Source organism: Salinimicrobium oceani (assembly GCF_012037645.1).
In genome coordinates, this window is the sequence record NZ_JAAVJR010000878.1 from 1 (window position 1) to 398 (window position 398).

Here is a 398-nt window from a genome sequence, read left to right on the forward strand (position 1 = left end):
GCCGCTTGATTGCAGGTAGGGAAGTAATTTCTTTACGGGCTTAGGGCTTTCAACTCTAAAAGGTTCAAGAGCATCAAGAGTTACGATCCAGGGAGAAATAGAAGAAGCGAAGTTCTTTGCCAGGAATGGCCCCAGAGGCACATATTCCCAGGTTTGGATATCCCGGGCACTCCAGTCATTGAACAGCACCAGTCCAAAAATGTAATCTTCGGCCTCATCTATAGGAATAGGTTCTCCCAGGTGATTGGCATCTGTAGTAATAAAGGCCATTTCCAGTTCAAAATCCACTCTTTGAGAGGGACCAAAAACAGGTTCGTCGGCATCTTTTGCTTTGGTTTGTCCTTGTGGCCGGTGAACTGGAATTCCGCTGGGGATGATAGAGGAACTTCTTCCGTGGT

At 47.0% G+C, this 398-nt stretch carries 1 protein-coding gene; it reads right to left on the reverse strand.

Annotated features, from left to right (window positions below):
* Positions 1–398: fumarylacetoacetate hydrolase family protein (locus HC175_RS19850; protein ID WP_209310134.1), on the reverse strand; the 398-nt coding region annotated here is incomplete at both ends.